Below are 6,460 nucleotides of genomic sequence, written 5' to 3' on the forward strand. Positions count from 1 at the left end.
CGCGCGACGGCGCCCACCACCCGGACCGGCCGCTCGATGCGCACGCAGGCCGCGGGGTCGTTGATCGGCGTCGGGTCGAGCAGGACGAGACCGGCCACATCGCCCGGGTGATCACGGGCCCAGAGGGTCGCGACCGCGCCGCCGAGGCTCTGTCCCACCACGACGACCGGGCCGAGCCCGAGCTCGGTGACCAACGCGTGCAGATGGGCGGTCGCGCCGGCGAGCCCGCCCGGCTCCGTCGAACGCCCGGTGCCCGGCCGGTCGTGCACCACGACCCGGCAGCCCGGGTCCGCGACCAGCCCCTCGACCAGCCCGGGGAAGAACCCCGCGCACGGCGCGGCCCCGCCCGGGAGCAGCACGACAGGCTGCCCGACCTCTCCGTGCACCTGCATGCGGGAGAACCTAGCGGGTGGTCAGTGCGATCAGCCTGTCCAGCACCGGACCGTACGAACCGGGCAGCAGGCGCGCGAGCAGGTCGGGCACCCTGGCGCTCGCCGCGATCAGCACACGTGGCCGACGGTGCTCCACGCCGTCGAGGATCTCGGCGGCCGCCTTCTCCGGCGGGTAGCTGAGCAGCTTCGCGAAGGCCGCCTGGTGCTGCGCCACCTCCGCCGGGTCCACACCGGACCCCAGCCGGGCGTTCTTGGCCACGTCGGTGCGGATCCCGCCGGGATGGACCTGCGTGACGCCGGTGCCCGTCTCGGCCAGCTCGTGTCGCAGCACCTCGCTGAAGCCGCGGATCGCGAACTTGCTCGACGAGTACGCTGACTGCCCGGCGGGCCCGATCAGGCCGTAGAGGCTGGACACGTTGACCAGGTGCCCGCCCGGCTCGGCGGTCAGCGCGGGCAGCAGATGGTGGGTCAGCACCACGGGCGCGCGGAAGTTGACGTCCATGACCCACTCGAACTCCTCGAGCGTGACCTGGCGGAACCTGCCGCCCAGCGCGACCCCGGCGTTGTTGACGAGCAGGCCGATGCGCCTCGTGGCAAGCTCCTCGCCGAGCGCGGTCACCGCCGCCCGGTCGGCGAGGTCCACGACGTGCGTCTCCACCTTCACCGTGTCGCGCACCCGGTCCGCCACCCGGGCCAGGCCCTCGGCGTCCCGGTCGACGAGCACGAGGTCGCTGCCCCGCTCGGCGAGCCCGTAGGCGAGCTGCTCGCCGATCCCGCCCGCCGCGCCGGTGAGGACCGCCGTCTGCCCGCCGAACCGATACTTCTGCACGTCAGGCCTCCTGCAGGGAGTGGGCCGGGGTGAAGCGCATGTCGCGGGCGAGGTCGGCCCGCGACATCTGGATCAGGTCGGCCACGTAGTTCTGCTGCACCTGCCACGGCTGCTCGACGCCCTGGCTGGGGAAGTTCGCGATCGAGCGCTTCACGTAACCCGACGTCAGGTCGAGCAGCGGGCGCCGCTCGGCGGAGGCAGGCGCGGTCGGTGCGGCCGCTGCGTACCCGTGCTTCTCGAGGTGGGTCAGCAACCGCGTGACGTAGCGCGAGGACAGGTCGGCCCGCAGCGTCCACGAGGCGTTCGTGTACCCGATGCAGTACGCCAGGTTCGGCACGCCGGAGAGCATCAGGCCGCGGTAGGAGAACGTGTCCCCCAGCGTGACCGCCGCACCGTCGACGGTGAGGGAGAGCCCGCCGAGCGGCAGCATCTGCAGCCCCGTCGCGGACACCACGATGTCCGCCTCCAGCTCCGCACCGGACCGCAGCCGGATGCCCTTCTCGGTGAAGGTGTCGACGTGGTCGGTGACCACCGACGCGGTCCCGGCCTGGACCGCCTTGTAGAAGTCCGCGCCCGGCACCACGCAGAGCCGCTGGTCCCACGGCTCGTAGGTCGGGGTGAAGTGCTCGTCCACGGCATGCTCGTCGAGGAACCGCAGCGCCATCTTGCGCAACGCCCCCCGCACGAGCTTCGGCCGCCGCCTCGCGAGCTGGTAGAAGCCCTGGCTGAGGGCGATGTTCTTCGCTCGCACGATCCGGTTCGCCGTCCCGGCGGGGAGCCGACGACGCAGGGTGTCGGCGAGACCGTCGCGCGGGGGCAGGGCGGTGAGGTACGACGGCGAGCGCTGCAGCATCGTCACGTGCGCGGCGGTCTCCGCCATGGCCGGGACGAGCGTGACGGCGGTGGCGCCGCTGCCGATCACCACCACCCGCCTGCCCGCGTGGTCCAGGTCCTCGGGCCAGGCCTGCGGGTGCACGAAGGTCCCCGCGTAGTCGGCGAGGCCGGGGAAGGCAGGCTGGTAGCCCTGGTCGTAGGAGTAGTAGCCCGCGCAGAGGTAGACGAACTTCGCACGCCACTCGCCCTGCGAGGTCCGCACGGTCCAGCGCTGGTCGGCGCTGGACCAGTCCGCCGAGTGCACCGTGGTGTCGAACCGGATGTGCCGGTCGATCCCGGCCTCTCGCGCGGTGTCACGGATGTACGTGCGGATGCTCTCGCCGTCGGCCAGCGACTTCTCGCCCCGCCACGGCTTGAACGGGTAGGCGAGGGTGAACATGTCCGAGTCGGACCGCACGCCCGGGTATCGGAAGAGGTCCCAGGTGCCGCCGATCGCGGCACGCTGCTCCAGGATCGCGTAGCGGTCCCCCGGACGTTCCTGCTGCAGGCGGTACGCGGCGCCGACGCCGGAGAGCCCGGCGCCGACGATCAGGACGTCGGTGTCGTTCATAGCAACCAGTGTCGTCTCCCCGCCCGACCCACGCTTACCCGAGCCCGACAATGATTTATCCTCACGCGACATGGGACCGGTCGTGCGGGCGGCGTCGCTGCGGGGACTCCCGGCGCTGGTGGAGAGCCTGGGTGGGGACGCAACGGGGCTCCTCACCCGGTTCGGCGTGGACCCCGCAGCCGTGTCCGCCGACGACGCCGTGGTCCCGGTCCGCAGCGTCGGGCTGCTGCTGGAGGTCGCGGCGGCCGAGCTCGACCGGCCCGACCTCGGTCTGCTCCTGGCCGAGCGCCAGGACGCGGGGATCCTCGGCCCGCTCGCCGTCGCGATCGAGAACGCCCGGACCCTCGGCGACGCGATGGCCAGCGCCTCGCGGTTCCTGTTCGTGCACAGCCCCGCACTGTCGATCGCGCAGGTGCCCGATCCGGAGGGCGTCCGCGGCGTGACCGCGCTGCGGTACGGCGCCGTCGGGCCCGAGCCGATGCCCCCGCAGGCCACGGACCTGGGGCTGGGGCTGCTGCACCGCATCATCCTGCTCCTGCACGGCGGCCCGTACGGGCTGCGTTCGGCCCATCTGACGCATCCACCACTCGTCCCGGTGACGAGATACACCGCGTTCTTCGGCGCCGACGTCCGGTTCGCCCGCGACGCGACCCTGCTGCGGCTGCCCGCCACGCTCACCGAGGCACCGGTCGCGGGCGGCGACCTGCTGCTGCGCACGCTCGCGCTCGACTACCTGGAGAGCAACTTCGCCGAGCCGGGCCGGACCGTCGCGGACCCTGCAGCGTCATCTCGCCGGCGAGGGCACCACCTTCGAACGGATCCTCGACGAGGTCCGCCGCGAGGCCGCGCACCGGCTCGTCACCGCCACCGACGTCCCGTTCGCGCAGGTCGCGGCCATGGTGGGGCTCTCGGCGCAGTCCGGCCTCACCCGTGCCGTCCGACGCTGGTTCGACACCACCCCCACCGCGCTGCGCCGCGCTCAGATCACGCCCCACCGCCGCCCCTCGGCGACGGAGCACGAGCACAGCGCCTCTGCCGATCAGGGCCGAAGGGATCATCCGACAGCCCGTCCCGCCGGATAACCTGGCCTGGTGTCCGATCCCGCGCGCCCGCACTCCGCGGCGGTCGACGAGATCGTCGGGCAGCTGCAGGAGACGCGCACGGTCCTCGTGACGGGTCTGCCGGGGATCGGCAAGTCGACGACCGCGGGCATGGTCGCCGGGCGGCTGGCCCGCGGGGGCGCGACCGTGCGGCGCGTCGAGGCGGACGAGATGAGCCGCAGCCGCCCGTTCGGGCTGATCGCCGGGCTGCTCGGTGTCGAGGCGGTGTACCCGCCGCGCCCGGACACCGCCGACCGGATGGTGGAGGCCGCGGAGAAGCTCTGCGCCGAGGGTCCCGTGCTGCTGTGCGCGGACGACCTCCACCAGGCCGACGGCGACTCGCTGGACCTGCTCGGCTGGCTCGTCGACATGACCCGGGACCTCCCGCTCTCGCTGCTGCTCACCCGCCGCCCGCTGCCCGTCCGCGAGGGTCTGACCGTGCTGGCGGCCAGGCCGGACGTGCACACCGTCGAGCTCGACGGGCTCGCCCCCGCGGAGCTCGACGGGCTGGTCACCGCCCGCTACGGCGCGCCGCCCGGGCCCGCGGTGCAGGGGCTGCTGGCGCTGACCGGCGGCAACCCGTTCCACACCCGCGTGATGCTCGACGATCTCGAGCGGCGCGGCCTGCTCGGCACCGAGGGCGGAATGCTCACCACCTCGGTGACCGCCGCGGAGGCCCCCGCGTCGGTGCAGGCCGGCGCGCGGACCCACCTGGCGCTGCTCGATCCCGCCGCCCGGGACCTGCTGCAGGTGCTCGCGGTGTGGGGCAGACCCGCGGGCCCGGAGCAGCTGGCCGCGGTGACCGGGAGCAAGCCTGCCGCGTTGCTCGGCGCGGTGCAGGCGGCCGTCGCGTCGGGTGTGGCGCGCTGGACCTCGGAGTCGGGGCGTGCGGAGACGACCGTCGAGGAGGACGAGCTGCTCACCTTCCAGCACGACCTCTACCGCGAGGTCGTGTACGCCGATCTCGATCCGCCCCTGCGTCGGATGCTGCACACCGCGTGTGCCGCCGAGCTGCGGGCGGGCGGGGAGGTCACCTCCCAGGTCCTGCAGCAGGGAGGACAGTGCGGTGCGCGCGTCGGTCGCGCACGCCCGGTCGCTGCTGATGCGCAGCGAGACCTCGCTGCGGGACGCCATCCACCAGCTCTCCGCCCCGGAGGACCGGGTCGACCTGGTCACGCGGATGCGCGGGACGGTGCTCGACGTCGCGCACGAGTTCGGCCTCCCGATCGACCTGGTCGTCGGACGCGGCGTCGCCGAACGCGGCAGGCTGCTCCCCGCGAGCACCGCGGAGGCCCTCCTGCGCGCGGCGCGCGAGCTGATGGTGAACGCCGCCAAGCACGGCGGCCCGCAGCACATCGAGGTGGCGGTCCGGGTGCAGGCCGACCGGATGTCCGTGGTCGTCGAGGACGACGGCGTCGGGTTCCCGACCGGCGGGCACGAGGGGTACGGGCTGCGCGCCACCCGCCGCACCCTGCACGAGGTGCGGGGCCTGCTGCGGATCGCACGCCGCCGACCGCCCCGGGTGGTGGTCAGTGTGCCGCTGCCGGTCGACGGCTGACCCTGTCGGTTGCGCCAGTCCCCGCCCGCCACGGACCCGCCCGGCGGGCGCGCCTCCCTAGGCTCCGGGGGCCTCGGGTGACACCGGGTCGCCCGACGTCGAGGAGGACGGATGAGCGAGCAGAGCGCGGCCGAGATCGTCGAGGCCTATGTGGACGCCTACAACGCCCAGGACTTCGAGGCGATGGAGGCGCTGCTGTCGCCCCAGCTGGACTTCCAGCACTACAACCGGGGCTTCTCGTTCGCGAGCGCGGCGGAGCTGGTGGCGACCCTGCGCGCCTTCGCCTCGGACTACCTGCCGGATCGCAAGCTCGGACCGGCGCTTCGGGTGAACGTGGTCGGGGACGTGGTCTACCGCGAGCAGCAGTGGGGCGGGACGCTCGCCGTGGACCTGCCGGGCTTCGGGTCCCAGGGCGACACCCTCGACGACCGGTTGCTCACCGTCTTCACGGTCCGGGACGGTGTGATCACCGAGTACTACGACTACGGCTGACTTGACCGGCCGCGGGCACGCGGATTCACTGGCGCACATGGCGGTCGGCGACCCGGGGGGCGCGTTCACCCGGGTGCAGGTGCTCGCGAAGGTGCGGGACATCCTCGATCTGTTCACCCCCGAGGAGCCCGAGCTCGACCTGCGCGCGATCCGCACGCGCAGCGGGCTGCCGGCGAGCACGTGCCTGCGGCTGCTGCAGAACATGGAGCTCGACGGGCTGCTGGACCAGCGGGCGGGCGTCTACCGGATCGGGCTGGCGATGGTCCGGTGGGCCTCGGTCGCGCGGCACGGCCTCGGCCTCGTCGAGGTCGCGGGCCCGGAGCTGCGCCGGGTCAGGGACGCGGTCGGCGAGACGACCGGGCTGTTCGTACGGACCGGCAGGCTGCGGGTCTGTGTGGGCCTCGCGGAGGGACCCGAGGTCGTCGGCCGCCGGTTGACGGTGGGCCACGTCGCGCCGCTGCACGCCAACGCGGCGGGCAAGGCGATCCTGGCCCACGACCCGGACGCCCTCCTGGCCCTAGACGGTGTCGAGCTCGAGCACTTCACCCCGCGGACCCGGACGGCCGAGGAGCTGCCCGGCGAGCTCGCCGAGATCCGTGCGCGCGGCTACGCCGTGAGCCTGGGGGAGTGGAACGAGCAGGTCGG

Annotated in this window: 7 protein-coding genes and 2 pseudogenes; 6 read left to right on the plus strand and 3 right to left on the minus strand. The window is 73.6% G+C overall.

The genetic code is table 11. The annotated features are described in order from the left end of the window. The 3 genes from H5J29_RS17065 to H5J29_RS17075 all read right to left on the minus strand — a co-directional run. A partial coding sequence (locus H5J29_RS17065; protein ID WP_181781946.1) for an alpha/beta fold hydrolase occupies positions 1-392 on the minus strand: 392 nt, incomplete at its 3' end. A 10-nt stretch (positions 393-402) separates the two neighbouring features. Further along, positions 403-1,221, minus strand: coding sequence for an SDR family NAD(P)-dependent oxidoreductase (locus tag H5J29_RS17070; protein WP_181781947.1), 819 nt, complete (start codon positions 1,219-1,221; stop codon positions 403-405). Between the two features lies 1 nt (position 1,222). Continuing rightward, positions 1,223-2,665 (minus strand): flavin-containing monooxygenase, encoded by a 1,443-nt coding sequence (locus H5J29_RS17075; RefSeq protein WP_181781948.1) that lies wholly within the window; start codon positions 2,663-2,665, stop codon positions 1,223-1,225. Positions 2,666-2,735: 70 nt separating this feature from the next. On the opposite strand from H5J29_RS17075, the pseudogene H5J29_RS35140 reads away from it, so the two are divergent. The 6 genes and pseudogenes from H5J29_RS35140 to H5J29_RS17095 all read left to right on the plus strand — a co-directional run. Next, a pseudogene (locus H5J29_RS35140) lies at positions 2,736-3,296 on the plus strand (AraC family transcriptional regulator ligand-binding domain-containing protein); the annotation flags it as partial. 187 nt (positions 3,297-3,483) lie between these two features. After that, positions 3,484-3,747, plus strand: coding sequence for a helix-turn-helix domain-containing protein (locus tag H5J29_RS35145; protein WP_312858274.1), 264 nt, complete (start codon positions 3,484-3,486; stop codon positions 3,745-3,747). 9 nt (positions 3,748-3,756) lie between these two features. After that, positions 3,757-4,146 (plus strand): annotated as a pseudogene (locus tag H5J29_RS36585) (ATP-binding protein); the annotation flags it as partial. Between the two features lie 685 nt (positions 4,147-4,831). Continuing rightward, positions 4,832-5,323, plus strand: coding sequence for a sensor histidine kinase (locus H5J29_RS17085; RefSeq protein ID WP_181781949.1), 492 nt, complete (start codon positions 4,832-4,834; stop codon positions 5,321-5,323). 111 nt (positions 5,324-5,434) lie between these two features. After that, positions 5,435-5,815 carry a nuclear transport factor 2 family protein gene (locus H5J29_RS17090; protein WP_181781950.1) on the plus strand — a complete coding sequence of 127 codons (381 nt, stop codon included), beginning with the start codon at positions 5,435-5,437 and terminating at the stop codon, positions 5,813-5,815. Positions 5,816-5,852: 37 nt separating this feature from the next. Beyond that, positions 5,853-6,460, plus strand: a 608-nt coding sequence (locus tag H5J29_RS17095; protein WP_181781951.1) for an IclR family transcriptional regulator, incomplete at its 3' end; no start/stop codon positions are given.

Origin of the sequence: Pseudonocardia pini (genome assembly GCF_013870575.1) — a bacterium.
GTDB classification, from domain to species: domain Bacteria; phylum Actinomycetota; class Actinomycetes; order Mycobacteriales; family Pseudonocardiaceae; genus Pseudonocardia; species Pseudonocardia pini.

Excerpts from the sequence above, each read along its gene's own strand:
- H5J29_RS17075 (WP_181781948.1), bottom strand. The coding sequence starts at position 2,665 with ATGAACGACACCGACGTCCTGATCGTCGGCGCCGGGCTCTCCGGCGTC.
- H5J29_RS17090 (WP_181781950.1), top strand. The coding sequence starts at position 5,435 with ATGAGCGAGCAGAGCGCGGCCGAGATCGTCGAGGCCTATGTGGACGCC.